This is a genomic window from Abyssisolibacter fermentans, assembly GCF_001559865.1.
In the GTDB taxonomy this organism is placed as follows: domain Bacteria; phylum Bacillota; class Clostridia; order Tissierellales; family MCWD3; genus Abyssisolibacter; species Abyssisolibacter fermentans.
In genome coordinates, this window is sequence record NZ_LOHE01000055.1 from 66317 (window position 1) to 86720 (window position 20404).

At 29.0% G+C, this 20404-nt stretch carries 17 protein-coding genes; 4 read left to right on the forward strand and 13 right to left on the reverse strand.

What is annotated here, in order from left to right:
- Positions 1 to 42 precede the first annotated feature (42 nt).
- The 13 genes from AYC61_RS09410 to AYC61_RS09460 form a co-directional block, all read right to left on the reverse strand.
- Entirely contained in the window at positions 43 to 990 is a 948-nt protein-coding gene (locus tag AYC61_RS09410) for a helix-turn-helix transcriptional regulator (protein WP_066500582.1), read from the reverse strand.
- A gap of 51 nt (positions 991 to 1041) precedes the next feature.
- Positions 1042 to 1740 (reverse strand): hypothetical protein, encoded by a 699-nt coding sequence (locus AYC61_RS09415; protein WP_066500586.1) that lies wholly within the window; start codon positions 1738 to 1740, stop codon positions 1042 to 1044.
- Between the two features lie 197 nt (positions 1741 to 1937).
- Complete coding sequence (locus tag AYC61_RS09420; protein ID WP_066500590.1) at positions 1938 to 3614, reverse strand: S8 family serine peptidase; 1677 nt, start codon at positions 3612 to 3614, stop codon at positions 1938 to 1940.
- Positions 3615 to 4115: 501 nt separating this feature from the next.
- The gene (locus AYC61_RS09425; protein WP_066500595.1) at positions 4116 to 5804 is read right to left on the reverse strand and encodes a S8 family serine peptidase; all 1689 of its coding nucleotides are present in this window, start codon (positions 5802 to 5804) and stop codon (positions 4116 to 4118) included.
- 680 nt (positions 5805 to 6484) lie between these two features.
- Positions 6485 to 6631 (reverse strand): hypothetical protein, encoded by a 147-nt coding sequence (locus AYC61_RS21230; protein ID WP_156456415.1) that lies wholly within the window; start codon positions 6629 to 6631, stop codon positions 6485 to 6487.
- Between the two features lie 309 nt (positions 6632 to 6940).
- Positions 6941 to 8275 (reverse strand): tetratricopeptide repeat protein, encoded by a 1335-nt coding sequence (locus AYC61_RS09430; RefSeq protein WP_066500597.1) that lies wholly within the window; start codon positions 8273 to 8275, stop codon positions 6941 to 6943.
- 657 nt (positions 8276 to 8932) lie between these two features.
- Positions 8933 to 9034: a MetS family NSS transporter small subunit gene (locus AYC61_RS21235; RefSeq protein ID WP_156456416.1), complete on the reverse strand. Its 102-nt coding sequence runs from the start codon at positions 9032 to 9034 to the stop codon at positions 8933 to 8935.
- A complete protein-coding gene (locus AYC61_RS09435) occupies positions 9034 to 10539 on the reverse strand; it encodes a sodium-dependent transporter (protein WP_066500599.1) in 1506 nt (501 codons plus the stop codon). The genes AYC61_RS21235 and AYC61_RS09435 overlap by 1 nt, the downstream gene beginning before the upstream one ends.
- A 606-nt stretch (positions 10540 to 11145) precedes the next feature.
- The gene (polX, locus tag AYC61_RS09440) at positions 11146 to 12846 is read right to left on the reverse strand and encodes a DNA polymerase/3'-5' exonuclease PolX (protein ID WP_066500600.1); all 1701 of its coding nucleotides are present in this window, start codon (positions 12844 to 12846) and stop codon (positions 11146 to 11148) included.
- Positions 12847 to 13241: 395 nt separating this feature from the next.
- Entirely contained in the window at positions 13242 to 13901 is a 660-nt protein-coding gene (gene deoC, locus AYC61_RS09445) for a deoxyribose-phosphate aldolase (RefSeq protein WP_066500601.1), read from the reverse strand.
- A gap of 4 nt (positions 13902 to 13905) precedes the next feature.
- Entirely contained in the window at positions 13906 to 14799 is an 894-nt protein-coding gene (locus AYC61_RS09450; RefSeq protein WP_066500604.1) for a sugar phosphate isomerase/epimerase family protein, read from the reverse strand.
- Positions 14800 to 14814: 15 nt separating this feature from the next.
- Positions 14815 to 15537 carry a GntR family transcriptional regulator gene (locus AYC61_RS09455; RefSeq protein ID WP_066500607.1) on the reverse strand — a complete coding sequence of 241 codons (723 nt, stop codon included), beginning with the start codon at positions 15535 to 15537 and terminating at the stop codon, positions 14815 to 14817.
- Between the two features lie 18 nt (positions 15538 to 15555).
- The gene (locus AYC61_RS09460; RefSeq protein WP_066500609.1) at positions 15556 to 17289 is read right to left on the reverse strand and encodes a class I mannose-6-phosphate isomerase; all 1734 of its coding nucleotides are present in this window, start codon (positions 17287 to 17289) and stop codon (positions 15556 to 15558) included.
- A 407-nt stretch (positions 17290 to 17696) separates the two neighbouring features.
- On the opposite strand from AYC61_RS09460, the gene AYC61_RS09465 reads away from it, so the two are divergent.
- The 4 genes from AYC61_RS09465 (at position 17697) to AYC61_RS09480 (ending at position 20388) form a co-directional block, all read left to right on the forward strand.
- On the forward strand, positions 17697 to 18128 hold the full coding sequence (locus tag AYC61_RS09465; RefSeq protein WP_066500610.1) for a PTS sugar transporter subunit IIA: 432 nt from the start codon (positions 17697 to 17699) through the stop codon (positions 18126 to 18128).
- A gap of 17 nt (positions 18129 to 18145) precedes the next feature.
- Positions 18146 to 18637, forward strand: coding sequence for a PTS sugar transporter subunit IIB (locus AYC61_RS09470; protein WP_066500614.1), 492 nt, complete (start codon positions 18146 to 18148; stop codon positions 18635 to 18637).
- A gap of 111 nt (positions 18638 to 18748) precedes the next feature.
- Positions 18749 to 19564 carry a PTS mannose/fructose/sorbose/N-acetylgalactosamine transporter subunit IIC gene (locus tag AYC61_RS09475; RefSeq protein WP_066500615.1) on the forward strand — a complete coding sequence of 272 codons (816 nt, stop codon included), beginning with the start codon at positions 18749 to 18751 and terminating at the stop codon, positions 19562 to 19564.
- Positions 19564 to 20388, forward strand: a complete 825-nt coding sequence (locus AYC61_RS09480) for a PTS system mannose/fructose/sorbose family transporter subunit IID (protein ID WP_066500616.1) — start codon at positions 19564 to 19566, stop codon at positions 20386 to 20388. The genes AYC61_RS09475 and AYC61_RS09480 overlap by 1 nt, the downstream gene beginning before the upstream one ends.
- Positions 20389 to 20404: the final 16 nt, after the last annotated feature.

A 20404-nucleotide genomic window follows, 5' to 3' on the forward strand; every position in this document is an offset into this window, starting at 1 on the left:
ATTATGTAAATAAAGCTTATAATTATTCAATTATAAAAGTCTTTACAAGTACTTTTCATATATTTTTCTTGCTATATCTTTAATTTCTAGTTTTAGGTGTTCAGGTTGAACTATTTCAATTTCACTCCCAAATCCAAGCAAAAAACCATAAATCCATTTATCAATTTTCATATTAGTAACAACTCTTACTCTACCGCCCTCAATTATTTTACATTTTTCTATACCAAACACATCAATTGCAATATTTTTAATTGATTTATCAAATAAAATTTCTACTACTTCTGTTTTCTCAATTTTATTATTGTCCCAACTAATCCTATCTAATTGTATTTCTTTTCTAATAAACATCTGATCAGTAAAAGATATTTTTTCTATTCGTTGTATTTTAAATAATCTAAAATCTTGTCTTTTGAAACAATAAGCATACACATACCAATTAGTATTTTTTAATACTAAGGTATAAGGATTAATTTTTCTATTCTCTGTATTATCCCATTTATTATAAACGATATCAATAGTTAATCTTTCACGTATAGCTTTTTTAATTACTCCTATAAATTCTATAGTTTTTTTATCGCAATACCAATTTGTCAAATCTATCAATATCTCATCTTGTTCAAATGTACACGTTGCCGTATTAGTATATTTTACTTTATCTATTAATGTTTTTATTTTATTATCATTTGATATACTATTTATGCCTTTTAATGCAATTAGAATATTATTTATGTCTTCTTTAGTAAAAACAGTCTTATCTATTTTATAACCCTCAATTATTCCTATTCCACCATTTACACCTTGATAAGTTGTAATAGGTATCCCAGCTGCTTCAATTGCATTTAAATCTCTATATATAGTCCTCACAGAAACATCAAACTTTTGAGCTAAATCTTTAGCTTTTACTTTTTTATGAGTTACAAGATGCAAAATTATAGCTAATAATCTATCAATTTTCATCAAATCACCTATTTTAAATATATCGTAAAACATTAACACCACTATGTCAAATTTACATCATAAAGCTTGTTTATGAGGGGAATTTTAATTAACATAATTAACAAAATTAATTGTTGCTTTAACTAAATTATCATTGTTATATTTATCAAATACTGTTAATTCTGCCGGTTTATCGAAATCGATATCTTCTATATTATACTCAACGATTTTAAAAGTATCTTCTATATAGTAATCAATGTTATCATTTGCAATCTCTCTGCCATCCTGCGTAAGCATCACACCATATAATCTAGCACTGTTGTTTTTAAAATATGTAATTATACCAATTTTTTCAAACGGATAAATATTCTCTTTGTTTTTCTTCACATAATCTAATGTTATAGTTTTATCATTATGAAAATATTCAACATTAGACAATGTAGAAATCTTGTAAGCTGGTGTTTGTAAATAGGACGAAGCTATTGAGTGAATTCCATTATTTGATGTTGGTTTTATTAAAAATTTAGCAGTATAATTTTCTTCTTTTCCATTATTGATAGCTTCTATTATTTGTTCATCTGTTAAATTATAAATATGCTTTCTAACGTCATCAACTACGGCCTTTGCCGCTTCTTTATTTTGGTTTATTACATCATGATTATTATTAGCAACTACTGTAGCATTATTATCAGCTATATTTTCTTTATCTTTACTCTCTAAATAGATATAAGTACTAACTGTAACTATCATAATAAAAACTATAGAACATATTGCTAATAAAACCCATTTTAAAGAACCTTTCATATATCCGTCTCCTTTTTATTTATATTAATTATTCCCAAAATTAGGTCTCTACCTAGTTTATAATATAATGCTAATAATTTCAACATGAATATAATCAAAAAATTATAGAATTCAAAAAGATAAAAACAGCTAAGCTCTTTACTACAGAGCTTAGCTGTTTTCTGATTAACAAGAAGCTATCAGGTGTATTTATAATTTTATTGATCTTGTGTAAGAGTTAAATTTGACCCATTGCAACTTAGATCAAAGAAATAGTCTCCGCTTCCTTTTGAAGATTTAACTTTTAGTTTATAAGTTCCAGTATTTTGAACAGGAGAGTACCTAATAGTTCTTTGTCTTGTATTACCACTATCAGATGCTACTTCACTTCCGTTTGGATCAATTAAGACTATATCAAAATCTACTCTTCTATCCCAATCAGGTATAATTAGTGTTATTGCTATAGGATAGTTTGTACCATTAACACTAAATTCCCATATATCTTCACTACGTCTAGCTGCTAAGTTTTCATCTCTATACATATGATCAGGTACTACAATATTACTACCTGTAAATCCACCAGCTTGTTTAACTGCTGCATAACCATCTAATCTACCATGTCCATATTCATTATCTTGTCCAGGTTTACCCCAGTCTATTGCAGTAGTTGTGATAATATTTCTAATTTGAGCTGGTGTTAAGTTAGAATTAGCATCTAACATTAAGGCAATAGTTCCTGCTGTAAATGGAGTTGCCATACTTGTACCAGTGTATGATATATAGTCATTAGTACTGTTAGCATATGGAGCCATAATACTTGTTCCTGGTGCTGCTATATCTGGTTTAATTCTATCATCTGCAGTTGGTCCTCTACTAGAATGATATATTAAAGCAAACCCTTTTTCTCCTACATCAATCATATTACCAACAGTTATAGCTCCTGTAGCTGCCCCTGGAGAACCTACAGTATATTTTTCAGGTCCAGAGTTTCCAGCTGCTACAGCTACAGTAATTCCAGCATTAACAGCATTGTTTACTGCTAAAGATGTTGAATCTGTTCCATCAGAACTGCCTGATGTACCAAGACTCATACTTATTACATCTATTCCATATACATTTTTATTAGTTATACACCAATCGATTCCTGCTGTTACATCACTCATACTTCCTGAACCGTTACTATCAAGAACTTTAACACCTACTAGCGCTGCACCAGGTGCAACTCCTTTATAATTAGAATTTCCTTGTCCTTCACCTGCTACGATACCAGCACAGTGAGTACCATGACTATTGTCATCATAAGGAGTAGCTTGACTATTAACATAATCTTTCCAACCAATTACTTTTCCACCGTCTAAATCAACATGACTTGCATCTATTCCAGTATCAATTACAGCTACTACTACATCATCTTTAGAATAGCTACTGCTTCCATCTTTATTTCCATCAATACCAAAATCGTCTCTTGCTTTTTCAGTACCAAACCAATTATTAGCATCATCTAAACAAATTTTAACTTCTTCATCATATTCTATACGCTCAACCATATCTGACTTTTTGAGTTCTTTAATTTGTTCTTTACTTAAACTAAGTGCTACTGCAGGGATGTTTTTAAAAGCATGCTTTACTTTATTTTCTTTCATTAAAGTTGAAACCTCATTATTAGCAACTTTTAATTGATTTTCTTTATAAATTACTATAACTGGTATTAATTCATCAGCATTAACTTTTTCCATTGCACTAAAAAGATTCTCTGTTAACTTATCACCATCAGCATCAAAAAGTTTTATAATTTCTTCTTTTTCAGTCTTGTCATTTGCTAAACCATATGAACTAAGTGACAAAACAACTAAAACACACATTATAATAGATAATATTCTTCTCTTACTAAACATTTTCTTCCTCCTTATTTTTTTTATTTTTTATAATCTCTGACATTCATTTCAGGAAATCTACATCTGTAATTATCTAATTATGAACTGAAATTACAAATACATTGGACTCACCTCTTCCAGAGAATTAACAACCTATGTAAATGAATACTATTCATTTTTTGTGCATTTAGTAAATATTCGTTTAGTTTTCTATTTACTTTTATAATACAACCTTCCCAGACTCTTGTCAACCATTTTTTTCTATTAATAGTATTTAATGTATTAATTATAGCCTAATATTTGGTTTATATCAAGAGAAAAATGCTATAATTGATTATAACAATACTTTTCTAAAGTGAGTTTAATAGAAAATAACTAGTTCATACCATTAACAAAATTTATTATATCGATAATATGTTAGCATTTGCATTTTAACCATAGTCAAGAAAACAGCTAAGCTCTTATCAACAGAGCCTAGCTGTTTTCTGTTTAACATGCAGCTATCAGGTGTATTTCAAAATTTTATTGATCTTGTGTAAGAGTTAAATTTCCACCATTACAACTTAAATCAAAGAAATAGTCTCCACTTCCATCTTTAGATTCAATCTTGATTTTATAAGTTCCTGTACCACCAGAAACAGGGTAATACGTGATAGTTCTTTGTCTAGTACTATTATTTTGAGAAGCTACTTCACTACCATTTGGAGCAATTAATTTTATATCAAAATCAGGTGTTCCCCACCACCAAAAAGATGTCCAATCAGGTATAATTAATGTTATTGCTATAGGATAATTTGTGTCATCAACATCAAATTCCCATATATCTTCCCTGCTATCAGCTAATGTTTCAGCTTTATGCATATGGTCAGGTACTGCAATATTACTACCAGTAAATCCACCAGCTTGTTTAATTGCTGCATAAGCATCTAATCTACCATGTCCATATTCAGTATCTTGTCCAGATTTACCCCAGTCTATTGCTGTAGATGTAATAATATTTCTAATTTGAGCTGGTGTTAAGCTTGAGTCAGCATCTAGCATTAATGCAATAGTTCCTGCAGTAAATGGAGTTGCCATACTTGTACCAGTATATGAAATATAGTCATTAGTACTGTTAGCATATGGAGCACTTATATTTGTTCCTGGTGCTGCTATATCTGGTTTAATTCTATCATCTGCAGTTGGTCCTCTACTAGAATGATATATTAATGCAAAACCTTTTTCTCCTACGTCAATCATATTAGCAACGGTTATAGCTCCTGTAGCTGCCCCTGGAGAACCTATAGTATATTTTTTAGGTCCAGAGTTTCCAGCTGCTACAGCTACAGTGATTCCAGCATTAACAGCATTGTTTACTGCTAAAGATGTTGAATCTGTTCCATCAGAGCTGCCTGATGTACCAAGACTCATACTTATTACATCTATACCATATGCATTTTTATTAGTTATACACCAATCTATGCCAGCTGTTACATCACTCATACTTCCTGAACCGTTACTATCAAGAACTTTAACACCTACTAGCGCTGCACCAGGTGCAACTCCTTTATAATTAGCATTTCCTTGTCCTTCACCTGCTACGATACCAGCACAATGAGTACCATGACTATTGTCATCATAAGGTGTAGTCTGATTATTAACAAAATCTTTCCAACCAATTACTTTTCCACCGTCTAAATCAACATGACTTGCATCTATTCCAGTATCAATTACAGCTACTACTACATCATTTTTAGAATAGCTACTGCTTCCATCTTTATTTCCATCAATACCAAAATCGTTTCTTGCTTTTTCTGTACCAAACCAGTAATTAGCATCATCTAAACAAATTTTTACTTCTTCATCATATTCAATATGCTCAACCATATCTGACTTTTTGAGTTCTTCAATTTTTTCTTTACTTAAACTAAGTGCTACTGCAGGGATATTTTTAAAAGCATGTTTTACTTTATTTTCTTTCATTAAAGTTGAAACCTCATTATTAGCAGCTTTAAATTGATTTTCTTTATACACTACTATAACAGGTATTAATTCATCAGCACTAACTTCTTCCATTACACTAAAAAGATTCTCTGTTAACTTATCTCCATCAGCATCAAAAAGCCTTATTATTTCTTCTTTTTCAGTCTTATCATTTGCTAAACCATATGAACTAAGTGACAAAAAAACTAAAACACACATTAAAATCGATAATACTCTTCTACTAAACATTTTTTTCCTCCTTATTTTTTTATTTTTTATAATTTCCGTCATACATTTAACCAAATAACATCCGTAATTATTTAATTGTAATCTGAAATTATAAATACATTGGAACCACCTCTCCTAGAGAATTAACAACTTATGTAAATGAATGTTGTTTGTTTTTTGTGCATTTAGTAAATACAAATTCCATTTCTATTTACTTTTATAATACAGCTTTTTTGAATTCTTGTCAACCATTTTTTTCTAATATTAGTATTTATTGTTTGTATAGAGCTTAAAATGTGTTCTCTTTATACAAATAAAGTATTTAGAATACCTGCTAAAAAAAAAGTACTGCAATTGTTTATAACAGTACTTTTGTGAAGTGTGTTTAATAGAAAAACCTTAGTTACAAAATTATATTGTAATTATATTATATTAAGCCATTTGTTCTTTTTTTAGAAAAAATGAAAAATAAATATTGAATAGCATTATACGTTAAAGAATTGATTTTTTTGTTTACAAACAAAGTTAAAATTGTAAGATAAGACTTTATAAAACAAGTTTTATTCTATTTGAATTAGTTACTTTAATTCTGTGATTTTATTGAATATCTTATGTTCCTTAATCTTTCAAATGTATTGAAATAGATATAGTTTAATATTGAAACAAAATTCTTTAGATACGAAGTAAATGTGTTATTTTTTTTATTTCTGTAAAAAACATTCTGCTACTACATCCCAAGGATGAGGCTCTATAGGCTCAGGTTCTTTTATTGCTAATATATTCATACTAGTTATCAAATTAAGTATAACTACAACTACTACTACCAGTATTAATTTTTTTGCTTTCATATACCCACCCCCTTTATATATATGATATAGTTAGTTGCAAAACTCTCAGCATTCAAAATTATCCACATTTTTAAATTACTGTTTTGCAACTAACTAATATATAAAAGACGATTGTAAAGTTAGAGCTTTTAAGTTTATAAATACAAATTTTTCTTATGTATTATAATACTATATCTAACAAACAATCGTCTTTTAAGCAGAAATATCTCATATGAATCGCTTACACATTTAATGAATGAGATTCTGATTTGTCACTTATTAAATTCACAATATATTATTCCCAGTTATATTAATAATTGTTTTTGTGTATCAACTAATTATCATTAAACTTATTTTTAGTACTTCTACTGTTTTTAATATATCTTTATCAGTATAATAAAAACTAACCTTAAGCAAAATATCCTTTATTTTTTCAATATTCTCTATTTTTCTATTGTTTTTAATTATTAATTTTATTTCTTCTAATAATTCGTTGATATTTTTATTATCCTTAGTATGTATATAGCAATTTAATAACTGATTATATATATCAATTACTAATGATAATTTCAATTTTTTCTTAGCTTCTTCTAATGCTTTGATTAAGCTATTTTCTGATAATTCATAGTTTTCTATATCTAAATATCTCTTACCTAATGCTAAATATATTTCTTCAAGATAATCATAATTTGTGTCTAATCTAATTCTCAAGCTATTGTTTATATATTCTACTGATTTTTCTTTTTCACCTATTATAAAAAAGAGTTCACTTAAATTCATGTATGCAACTGCGACATATCCTAGCTCATCACAACTAGACGCTAAATCAACAATTTCCATATAAATATCTTTTGCTTTGAGATATTCATATTTTTTAAAATAACAATTTCCTTTTAGAATTAATAACTCAAGCTTTTGTACATTAGTCAATCCAAAATGTTCTCTTTTTTCTAAGTTGTTTATTGATGCTATTGCTGCATCATATACACCTAACCCATTGTAAGCCAAAGCATTATTAAAAAAAACGCTTTTTTCTATATCATAGTCTGTTATTTCTTTATTATCTAATATAAACAAAATATGATTATTTAAATTTATTACTTCATGATAGTTTTTAACCCATAATGAACATCTAGCTAATTTTTGATATAGTAACGCTGTTTTTAGATGATTTGAGGTTGTTATGTTCATTTCCAACGCTTCTAAATAGTGTATATGACTCATCTCATAATCACTTCTACAATAATAATAATCTCCTATTACTTCATTAAATTCAGCTTTTTTATCTACTATATCCCAATCTTTTAATATATCATTTATGATTTCACATTCACTATCAAATCTCTTGTCTTTTGAATTAGCATAATCCCTTAAATTCGATATATGCTTATCCAATAACTTTTCAGCCTGAATAAATTCATTTCTCATTAAATAATCTACATCTAAGTCTAATTTAATGTTTTTTTTAACAGCCCAATCATTCATACTGTCCACTATTATTTTCGCTGTATTTTTAACTAGCTTTGTTTTTCCGTTTTCAATATAGCTTATCAAATTTCTAGTAACCTTTCCTCCAGTGATTTCATACTGCTTTAAGCCTAAATAACTTCGTATCCTGCGTACTTTTTCGCCTGGAGGTAATATGGCATCTTCTAAAAAATACATTTTTCTACCTCTCTTCATTTATGTTTAAGTTTATTAGTATCTTAATTCAAGATTATTATATTCACATCCTTCTATTATTTATATATATTAACTAAATGTAAATAAAATTACTATTTCATAATTACTTTAGTTAAACTATTTTTTAAAATTAAATTTACTATTTTTAAAATAAATATTTTGTTTGCAAATAAAAAAACTCTTAATCATTGATTAAAAGCTTATTTTTGATTAGCTTCAAATTTCTTTTTTAACATACTTTAAAAATGACTCACCGAGTTACTTCACACACTAAATTTTTTTAAAGATAACGAATTGTCTACATTCTAGTTCTAAACATAAGCATTATCAAAAAAAGAAAAACAAGTTAAAATGAAGCTTGATTATGCATTAATGATTATGACTGTTGCAATTAGAACTTATGCCATTTGCACAATATGTTCTTGTATTGGTGTTGCGTTCATGTTAATTCAACTACTAGTTTATTATCATTATTCTTATTACGACAAAATCCCTCTATCCACGATAGAGAGATTTTTATATCAAAAGATTAATAAGGATTGGTACCAAAACAAGCACGGTACTAGATAATCTATAAGACATATCCGTTGTATTAGTACCTGCCAAATCTATGCTTTCTACATTTCAATAACTTTAGAACTATTTTTTCTGACCTCTTATAGCTATTCCTAAACAAACTGCAAATCCACCCCAAAGAAGACCGACAGCTATAACACCAAATACAATTGCACTTGTACTCATTATATATCAACTCCTTCTGAAATCATTCTCTGGTATTCTTTACTACCATTTATATTTGCAATTATTAATGCTGCAATCGATATAATTACTACAGTTCCTCCACCAATTACTAATAAAGCTTTTATAGGATATCCTTCATAACCTTTAGTAAAATCAATGTAAGTGTTAAATAAGAACATCATGCTCAATAATATAGGTGTCATATATATAAGTGTCTTATTCCACCAAGTACCTACAGTAAAATCTGACAACTTATTTGCATATTTACGAGTTCCTTCAATATTAAAATACCATGTAAGAACTAATAACTCAATTAAACCCGATATTGCAATACAATAAGTATTTATAAAGTGGTCTACAATGTCTAGTATATAAATTCCTGCTCCTGAAACAAATATTAAAGATATAACGAAACCTATAACTGTAGCAATTGTTAATACCTTTGTACGAGAAGCATTGAATTTATCTGCTGTACCAGATACTACAACTTCCATAATAGACATACTTGAACTTAAACCTGCAAATATCAAACATAAGAAGAATATTGCGCCAAAGATTCCATTGAAGCCTGGTAAAGCATTTATAGCCTTAGGAAATACAATAAACGCAAGCCCTATACCTCCAGTGGCAACCTCGGATACGCTAACTCCTTGTTGAGCAGCCATATATCCTAAAACAGAAAATACTGCTATACCTGACATGATACTAAATGAACAGTTTCCTAAACCTGTTATGAACGCATTATTCACTATATCTGTATCATCAGGTAAATAACTTGAATATGTCATCATAATTCCAAAACAAATACTAAGCGAGTAGAAAATTTGTCCATATGCAGCAATCCATACCTTTAGGTCTAGTAACTTGCTGAAATCAGGTTTGAAAAAATAATCTAAACCTTGTGCCGCACCCTCTAATGTAACTCCTCTTACCATAACTGTTATCAAACATATTATTAGTAATGGCATAAAAATCTTATTAGCTTTTTCAATACCAGCTTTTACTCCACCCCTTAAAATAATGTAGTTTATTAACCAAGCTAGTACTAGAGTAATTAAAGTTACTTTATTTAAACCTCCTAATGTAAATGGTCCTTCAGATACTTGTAAGAACTTATTAAAGAAAAAATCTTTAGTTTCTATTCCCCATTTACTTGTAAATGCATAAACAAAATAATTCATTGACCAACCAATTATAGCAACATAATAAACCATAATTCCAAAAGATATCATTGTTTGAAACCATCCTAAAGCTTCAAAAGGTCTCTTTATCTTGCCAAATATCCCTGGCGTTGATGTTCTGACCTTATGTCCAAGCGAAAACTCTAAAATTAATATTGGAATACCAGCTGTTAATAATGCAAATAAATAAGGAATTAAAAATGCTCCACCTCCATTACTAGCTGCTACATATGGAAATCTCCATATATTACCTAGTCCAATTGCCGATCCTATAGCTGCTAAAATAAATCCCATACGTGATCCCCATTGACCTCTTTTACTCATATAATTCTCCTTTCCAACTTTTTAGTATATATTTATTATTCCTAAAAAAATTTTTTATAAAACAATCACATCAAATTCGAAATTATTACTTTTTTGTAATTGTTGCGAATATTTTGAAAATATAAAGCAAAAATTAATCTATAATTCGACATTTTATTTGATTGTTTTATAAAATGTGTCTATTTTTGCTATTATACTTTAATTTTCTGAATATTGCAAGTAATATAGCAAGAAAATTTAAACAATATTTGGGAATACGTTTACATTTTTATTTTTTGTAAATAGCTTTGATAATATTTACTATTTTCCATAAAATATCTAGGTAATAATTGCTTTTATATTATTGCGTAATGATTTAAAAACTAGTTTAAAAATGAAAATTACTCCACTCTGTTTCTTGGGTTAAGCAATTCACATTAAATCACAGATTTAGTTTTCTGCTTAATTAAAATAAAACTGAGTAATTTAAACTCAGTTTTGTTTAATTCTATAATAAGTTTTATAAGTTCTAATTCGTTTTCATAAAACTAAAAAGAAAATATAGTCATCTTACGTAAATTATTTTGTTAAACTTATATCAATAACTAACCATTTTTTAATATATATTTATTTAAAATATAAACTTAAATCTTCACTAGCATTAGCTACATCGCTTTTTTCAAGCCACCCCTTCCGAGCTACATTTATCCCATATCTAACATAGTCTAGATCTTTTATGCTATGAGCATCTGGTGAGATTACAAACTTGGCTCCTTTCTCTTTAGCAGCTTTTATATATCTCCAATCTAAATCTAGCCTATAAGGATTTGAATTTATCTCTATAATTACATTGTTTTTTACACAGGCTTTTACAATTTCATCTATATTTATATTATAAGGCTCTCTTGATAATAGAAGCCTTCCTGTAGGATGTCCTAATATTTTAACATATTTGTTTTCAATTGCTTTTATAATTCTCTTTGTCATTTTTTTCTCATCCATTTTGAATGAGGAATGTATTGAAGCAATAACAAAATCAAAAGTTTTTAGAACTTCATCTGAATAATCTATGCTGCCATCAGCAAGAATATCAGCTTCAGTGCCTTTAAGTATTTGAAAACTTAAATATTTTTTGTTTAATTGATCTATTTCATTATGCTGTTTAATTATATCGTCTTTCTTTAAGCCTCCTGCATAAATAGCTGATTTACTATGATCTGTAATACCTAAATATTTATAACCCCTTTTGATACATTCTCGTGCCAAATCCTTTATTGTTGCACTACCATCACTATAATTAGTATGAACATGAACAAGTCCTTTAATATCTTTACTCTCTATAAGCTTAGGTAATTTTCCTTCAATAGCTGCTTGTAATTCTCCATTATTTTCTCTTATCTCAGGTTGTATAAAATCCATACCAAAAACTTTGAATATATCATTTTCATCTTTACATTCAATTAGTTTTTCATCAGAAAATATGCCGTATTCATTTATTTTTAATCCCTTTTGTTTTGCTAAGTGTCTAAGAGCTGTATTATGCTCTTTACTCCCTGTAAAATGGTGTAATGCATATGGATATTGCTTATCTGTTACTACTCTCAAATCAGCTCTCAATCCATTTTGAAGTATAACGCTTGATTTTGTATTTCCTTTACTAGTAACCTCAACTACATAATAATGAGATGTAAAAATATCCATCACTTTATCTGGTTCATCACTACTCACTAATATATCTATATCTTTGATAATTTCCTTCTTTCTTCTTAGACTCCCTGCTACTGCATATCTTTTTATATAGCTGACATCTTCAAATGATTTAATTATTTCCTGTGCAATAATATCTCCTACAGGAAAATGAAATTTGTCGGCATATTTCTCTATAACTATAATTCCCTCTAATATTTTTTCTTGACCTTTTTTGCTAAACCCTGTTATTATCAAAAGCTTATCTTCTAAACATGCTTGCTTTAATTCTTGTATTGTACTTATTCCTAATTTATCATAAAGTATTTTTATCTTTTTAGCACCAATACCTGGAATTTTCAACATTTGTATTAAACCTTCAGGAATCGAACTTTGTAAATCTTCATAATATTTTAGTTTTCCAGTATTGACTAGCTCACCTATTTTTTCTGTCAAAGCTTTTCCAAACCCTTTGATGTGACCTAATTTTCCTTCCTTTACAAGTTCAAAAATATCTTCCTGCATTAATTCTATCTTCCTAGCTGCATCATAATACGCTTTAGATTTAAAAAAACTCTCTCCTTTAATCTCAAGTAAAAGTCCTATATGATTTAATGTTCTAATTATATCTCTCTTAGTCATAGCTTCACCACCAAATACTTTTTCTATATTATGTCCACAAGCAATATACTCTAATCAAAATGAAGTTTTTACTCTAATAAGAATAGCATAAATTGAGGATGTATCTACATGGATGATTTTTTTTCTGATGATTTTTGTAAATTTGTACAAAATTTAGTTTTAAAGCAATTTTTCTAATCTATACAACTCCTTATAATAAACAACAAACTGTTTTTATAAATCAAGTAATTCATTACTTCTCTCAAAGGCTTACCCTAGCTATTTTATTATTAAATCTTTGCGAGTATTATAGTTCATTACTCCTTTAAAAACAGAAACCTCTTAAGTAAACATAATAGTTTCTGTTAACTTAAGAGGTCTATTTATTAATTCATTAATGTGTTTTTTCTAATCATTTATTTATTATATTCTTCCATAATTTTAACAGCTGCACTTGTACCTATTCTTGACGCGCCAGCTTGTACAAATTTTTGTACCATATCTAGTGTTCTTACACCGCCTGCTGCTTTTATTTTTATTTCTTCAATTGTATTTTCTCTCATCAACTTAACATCTTCTATGGTAGCACCAGATGTTCCAAACCCTGTTGAAGTTTTTATAAAATTCGGTTTTACTTCATTGGCTATTTTACATAATACTATTTTCTCTTCATTTGTAAGATAGCAATTTTCAAAGATAACCTTACTTGTAACGTTAAATTCTCTACAAATCTTAACTATTTCTTTCATTTCTTTTTCAATATAACTGTAGTTTCCCATTTTAAGCTCTGCTATATTTATAACATAGTCTACTTCTCCAGCTCCTTTTATTATTGCATCTCTTGTTTCGAATAGCTTTGTATCAAGAGTACACTGTCCAAGTGGAAAACTTACAGCTGCATCAACTAGTACATCTGTACCTTTAAGAAACTCGCTACATCTTTCAATATTTGCATTATTAATTGCTACAGTTTTAAAATTAAACTCAATTGCTTCCTCGCATAATTTTCTCATGTCAGCCTCACTGGCAAAAGGTTTTAAATTTGTATGATCAAATAATTTTGAAAAATTATTCATAGTATTACTCCCCACTTTCTATTTTATTTTGTAGTTTTTTTAGATTCGTCATACTTTGCACTGTATCTTCATAATTTACTTCAGACTCAAGGCTCACTGCATTATTGTATTTGCTAATATAAAGCTTTCTTAATATCTTTTCATAATCCATTGAACCTTCTCCAAAAGTAATATGATTATATGTACTAGCATCACCATTATTAACACATTTATAGTCTTTAAGATGTACATGCTTTATAGCTGGTAATATTAAATCTAACTCATCATAAGGGGATACCTGTGCATATTCATCAGATAAAATATCAATCGGTGCTCTATAACTGTTACCACTGTCCCATAATAACTTTAGATTTGTACTATTTATATTATCTATAACTTTTTTAGTCATAATTCCTTTTGGCATATGAGAATGAGGGCAATTTTCTAATACAAGAACTACATCAAGATTTTCTGCTATTCTAACAGCATTGTTTATATTTTCAGTAACTAATTTTAAATCATCTTCGCATACAGCTTTCTTATTCGAAGGAAATCTAAAAGGAAATATCCTAATAAACGGAGTCTCTAGCTTCTGAGAAATCTCCGCTGCTCTTTTAAGCCCTTCTAAATGTTTTTCTAAACCACCATTAAGCGTTAGAAATTTTTGATTAAAACTATCAAGAGCATAATAGTCATATAACGGGCACATAAAAAATATCGTAGAACTTAAACAAGACACCTTCATATCATATGTTTTCAAAAGTTCTCGCACTTTTAAAACTTCTTGCCCTGTAAGATCCTCAACAGTTTTTCCCCATAAAGAATGAATTTCTATTGATTTATAATCATGTCTTTTGGCAGTTTCTAATGCTTCTTCAAAGTCCATACTTATTTGATCTGTTATTATAGATTTGTACATAAATATCATCCCTTCTTAAAATTCGATATAATATTCATATCTATTTGCAATATAAAAACCCTTTGTATACTCTATTATCGATTCATTTTTATCAAAAGACTGACGTTTTATTGTAAGTACAGGGTTTCCTTTCTCAATATCAAGATATTCACTTAAATGTTCGTCAGCTATTGATGCTCCAATGTGTTGCTTTACTTTTTTTATTTTTATTCCTTTTACATCATCTAGAAATTCATATAATGATCCATAGTACAAATCATTGTTTAACTCTAGCTTGAGATCCATTTTGAAATAAGTATCAAATAATACTATAGGCTCTCCATCTGCACATCTAATACGTCTTACTCTGTAAATTTCTTCACCCTTTTCTACTTTAAGTTTCTCAGGTATATCATCAAAAGCTTTTGTTATTGTAATTTCAGCCCATTTTGTAGATGCTTTTATTCCTCTGTCTTTCATTTCATTTGTAAAACTCTTAATTCTCGTAAGTGGTTCTTCAATTATCGGCGATTGTACCAATGTTCCTTTCCCCTTAACTCTTTTAACATAACCTTCTTTTGCAAGACCATTAATAGCCTGTCTTGCAGTAATTCTGCTAATATTATATTTCTTTTGAAATTCTAACTCCGTTGGTATTAAATCACCGATTTTATATTTTCCGCTCTTAATATCTTCTTTTATCTTTTCTTTTAGCTGTACATATAAAGGTTCGTACTCTTTACCTCTATTAATTTGCATATAATACCTCCTATTTATTTATCTAATATATGCTTTTATAGTACAGATTTTCTTTCCCTGAGATTTTCCATAAGGTTTAATAGTATATTCTTTAATACACTCTGGTATAATAAAAGTTTCTGCATAATGCACTATAAAAGGTTCAAACTGTCCTGTTGGACTTTCGATTACAGCTTCATCACCTTCAACTAGGTTAAGAACATTTACACTCCCATTGGTATTATGATGTACTGTATCAGTAAACCAGTGTCTCCTTGTTTCTATAAATTCTCTTTCATGAAGCCCTGTTCTTTCTTCTAGACATCCATCAGTTTTACTTATTTCCTCAACTCTATTTACTAAATTCTTATTAACCCAACTTGCAGTTCTATCCCACTGTATTACATTTTTACCATGTTCAATGTGTATAGGTCTAGGAATACCATCTAATCCTACTCTATCCCAATCCCATAATTTAAAAGTAAATATATATGGAGTTGCACTAATCTCTAATACCATGCAATTGTTGCCAGAACAGTGAATTGTACCTGCTGGTATTAAAAAATGATCATGCTTTTTAGCTGGAATTTTGTTTATATATTTTTCGTCAGGAAAAGATATTTCTCCTTTTTCAGCTCTTTTTAAATCATTAATCATATCATCTTTATTAATTCCTTCTTTTACACCAAGATAAACATTAGCATCTTCTTTGCAATCAAGAATATAGTAGCTTTCATCTTGAGTATAATGCATACCAAAATTCTCTTGGATATATTCCGTAATTGGGTGAACCTGAAGCGAAAGATTTTGTCCTCCCATAGTATCTAGAAAATCAAATCTAATTGGAAACTCAGCACCAAATCTCGCATGAACCTTATCTCCAAGGAGCTCTACAGGTTGATAAAGAACAACATTAATAGAAGGTACTTCTACTCTTACATTTCCATATTTTAAATACAAGCTGTTCTCTTCAGGAACTCCATCAAAACTCCAAGCAAAATTTTTCTTAGTTTTATCAAGTCCACATACTTCTTTCATCCATTGTCCACCCCAAACACCTGGGTCAAAATATGGAACAACTCTAAATGGTCTCTCTGCAGTTTGTTTCAATCCTTCTCTAAAAGCATTTCCAGTTATCATCTTAGGATTATCTTTTACATTTGTATCCAAAACATAATCCATTTTTTCATATAAACATTTTTTGTGTCTGTCAGCAATACGCCATTCAATAAAGAAACCTCTCTTATATTTTCTTTTTAGATCTTCATCATAATTATTCTGCTTCCAATTTGGCATACCATTTCTATACCTTTTTTGAATTTCCCAACGAGCAAGGTCAGCATAAATATAAACATCTCCTAAAGTTATAAGCCCTGCACCTACTCCATAAACAAGAACAATGCCTTTTTCTACGCTAGAAATTTTTTCTGCTGCTTTCTCAATTTTTTCTTTAACAAAATAATCTTGTAGTTTTTTTGTATTAATAATTCCAAACACTCTATCATCAGTTAAATATTCCTGCATCATCTCAGTAAGTTTCTCACCATCATAAGCACAATCATCCGCTTTTACTTTCATTACAGGATTAAGCAAGTCAAAACCTTTCAAAACTTCATCTTCACTGACTCCATGATAAAAATCAATAACGACTACAGCTTTTTCTTTTCCTATTATATCTTCTTTTACTCTTTCAATAATATGATTATATCCTTCAAAAGCCTCATTATCAAATCCTTTAATTTTTACCTCAGGGTATTTATCATAATTTTGCATACAACTCCTCCTTCTCGATATATGTTCTATTGTAGATAGACAAAATATATAAAATATTATTCAACATTATATAAATAATCAGTGTTAAATTACTCAAAATACTATATATGGCATTACATATGATTGAATTATATGGTATATCATATGTTTGATATTCAATTATATATTTATTGAACCTCTGTACAGTTCAATTGTATTATAACATATGTTATATCATTTTAAAAGATTTTTTTACTATGTTATGTCTATGTAATAAAAAAACGCTTATTAATATTGACATTATTTTTAAATATGCTATAATTAAATTGGAATTAGATGAATTTTACTATCTAAGCCCGAATTTATTTATTTTCAATTTAATATGTATTTACATATCGACATCAGATTACATTTAAGGAGGAACATTTATGATAGGAATTGTATTAGCAACTCATGGAAAATTGGCAAACGGTTTTATGGATGCAATCAAAATGATACTTGGTGAACCTGAAGCTTTAGAAATTGCATCTTTAACTACTAATGGTGGTATAGACAAATTTACTAAGGATTTAAAAACAGCTGTTGAAAAGGTTTCCTCAAAAGATGGAGTTTTTATATTAACAGATTTACAATCTGGTACACCTTATAACACAAGTGTAATTTTATCACAAACTAACGATTATGATTTTGATATAAAGATTGCAAGTGGTATTAATTTACCTACTCTTTTAGAAATACTATTTCAAAGAAATAACTATTCACTTGATGAACTTTCAAAAATTCTTTTAGATATCGGAAGCACTAGTATAGCTTTATATGAAAATACAAATAATAGTTCTGATGAGGACGACGAATTATAATTTTAGGAGGTAATAATATGGCAATTACATTAGTTAGAGTTGATGACAGAATAATACATGGACAAGTATTAACTCAATGGACACGTATAAATCCATGTGATGGAATCTTAGTTGTAAATGACTATCTAGCAAAAAACAAAGAATTGGGTCAAGTATACAAGAATGCTGCTCCTTCAAATATAAAAGTTCATATTTTTACATTTGAGAAAGCATTGTTAAAAATTGATGAAGCAAAAAGAAGCAAAAAAAATTACTTTTTAATAACTAAATCACCAATAGAGCTTAGTAACCTAGTTCAAAACGGAGTAGAATTTGGAAAAGAGCTGATTTATGGACCATCTAGTTTTAGACCTGATACTACTTCTATAGGACCTAATCAATCACTTACAAAAGAAGAAATGGATGCATGTGAAGTTCTTCACAATAGCGGAATCAACATTACATTTAAGCTTACTCCAGATAAAAAAGGCTTTGCTTGGAAAGAAATAAGAAATAACTATTATAAATAATTCATTCAGCTGTTTGATGAATTTAACTTTAGTAAAAGGAGGTGAAGTAAACTTAAAAACTTACAGTTAAACTAAAGAATTTATTAAATTTATAATAAGAGGAGGCAAAACATGTTACTACAATCGATTTTATTAGGTATAATTTGTTATCTTGCAAGTCTTGGAGTTCCTTGGTTCTTAGGTACAACAGGCGGATTTTATTACTTAAGCAGACCTTTAATATCTGGTACTATAGTCGGAATTATATTAGGAGATGTTAAAACAGGTATTATAATTGGTTCTGCTGTACAAGCATTATATTTATCTCTTATCGTTCCTGGAGGTGTAGCTTCAGCAGATATCACATTCGTAGCTTACCCCGCAATCGCTATCGCAATGCTTTCTGGTGCTGATGCTGATGTTGCAGTTGCTTTAGCAGCAACTATTGGTTTACTAGGAGTAACATTATTTAATCTTATTGAAACCGTTAATACTTTTTGGAATCATCTTGCTGATAAATATGCAGAGAAAAACGATCTTAAAGGTTTTTGGCGTGCAAACGCTTTATATCCTCAAATAACTACATTCGCTCTAAGATTTATACCAACATTTTTAGCAGTATATTTCGGAGCACAATATGCAGAAAACTTTTTAAATGCAATTCCTCAATCACTAATGCAAATTATGGGCACATTAGGCGGAATCCTTCCAGCTGTAGGTATTGGTTTACTTTTAAGTCAAATAATGAAGGAACGAACTTTAGTAGTTTACTTCCTTGTAGGTTTTGTATGTGTAGTCTTCTTAAAATTAAACATGATTGCTCTTACTATAGTAGGTGCAGCTATTGCAGTTATGCATTATAAATACTCAAATAATCCTACACCAGCTGTAGCTTCATCAGGAGGAAATGTTACCCAAGATTATGACGATGATGAGGAGGTATTATAATGGCTAAAAACGATAACTTTAAGAAAAAGCTGACAAAAAAAGATCTTCGTAAAAGCTGGTGGTCATGGATTTTATTCAACCTTTCAGCAATAAGTTTCGAACGACTTGAAGGAACTTCTTTCGGACAATCTATGTTACCAATAATAAATAGATTATATGATACTGATGAAGAAAAAGGTAAAGCACTTAGAAGACACACTGTATTCTATAACACTGAACCACAATTAGGATCAGTTGTAAATGGTATAGTTGCAGGTCTTGAAGAAGCAAAAGCCAATGAACAACCCGTTGATGATGGATTAATCGAAGGTATAAAAGTTGGTCTTATGGGACCTATTGCAGGTGTTGGAGATGTTCTTATACAAGGTATAACAGTTCCACTTCTACTTAGTATAGGTATGGGACTAGCAGCCAACGGCAGTATATTAGGACCTTTATTCTATACATTAACTTGGTTCCCTATTTGTTTGTTATCTTCTTATTTCCTTTATATGAAAGGTTACGATATGGGTCTTGATGCTGTTAACCTAATCATGGGAAATAAGGCTAAAAAAATTACAGAAGCATTTACTATACTTGGTATTGTTGTAATGGGTGGTATTGCCGCTAACTTTGTTAATCTTAACATTGCTGCTATTTACCAAAATGGAGATACCGTTATAAAATTCCAAGAAATAATCGACAATATGTTTCCTAAATTGCTTCCATTGATTTTAGTTCTAGTATCATGGAAATCACTTCAAAAGAAGAATATGAGTCCACTAAAATTAATGGGAATATTCTTAGTTTTAAGTATAGTTGGAGTACTAATAGGTCTATTCTAAATATATTAGTTCTAGG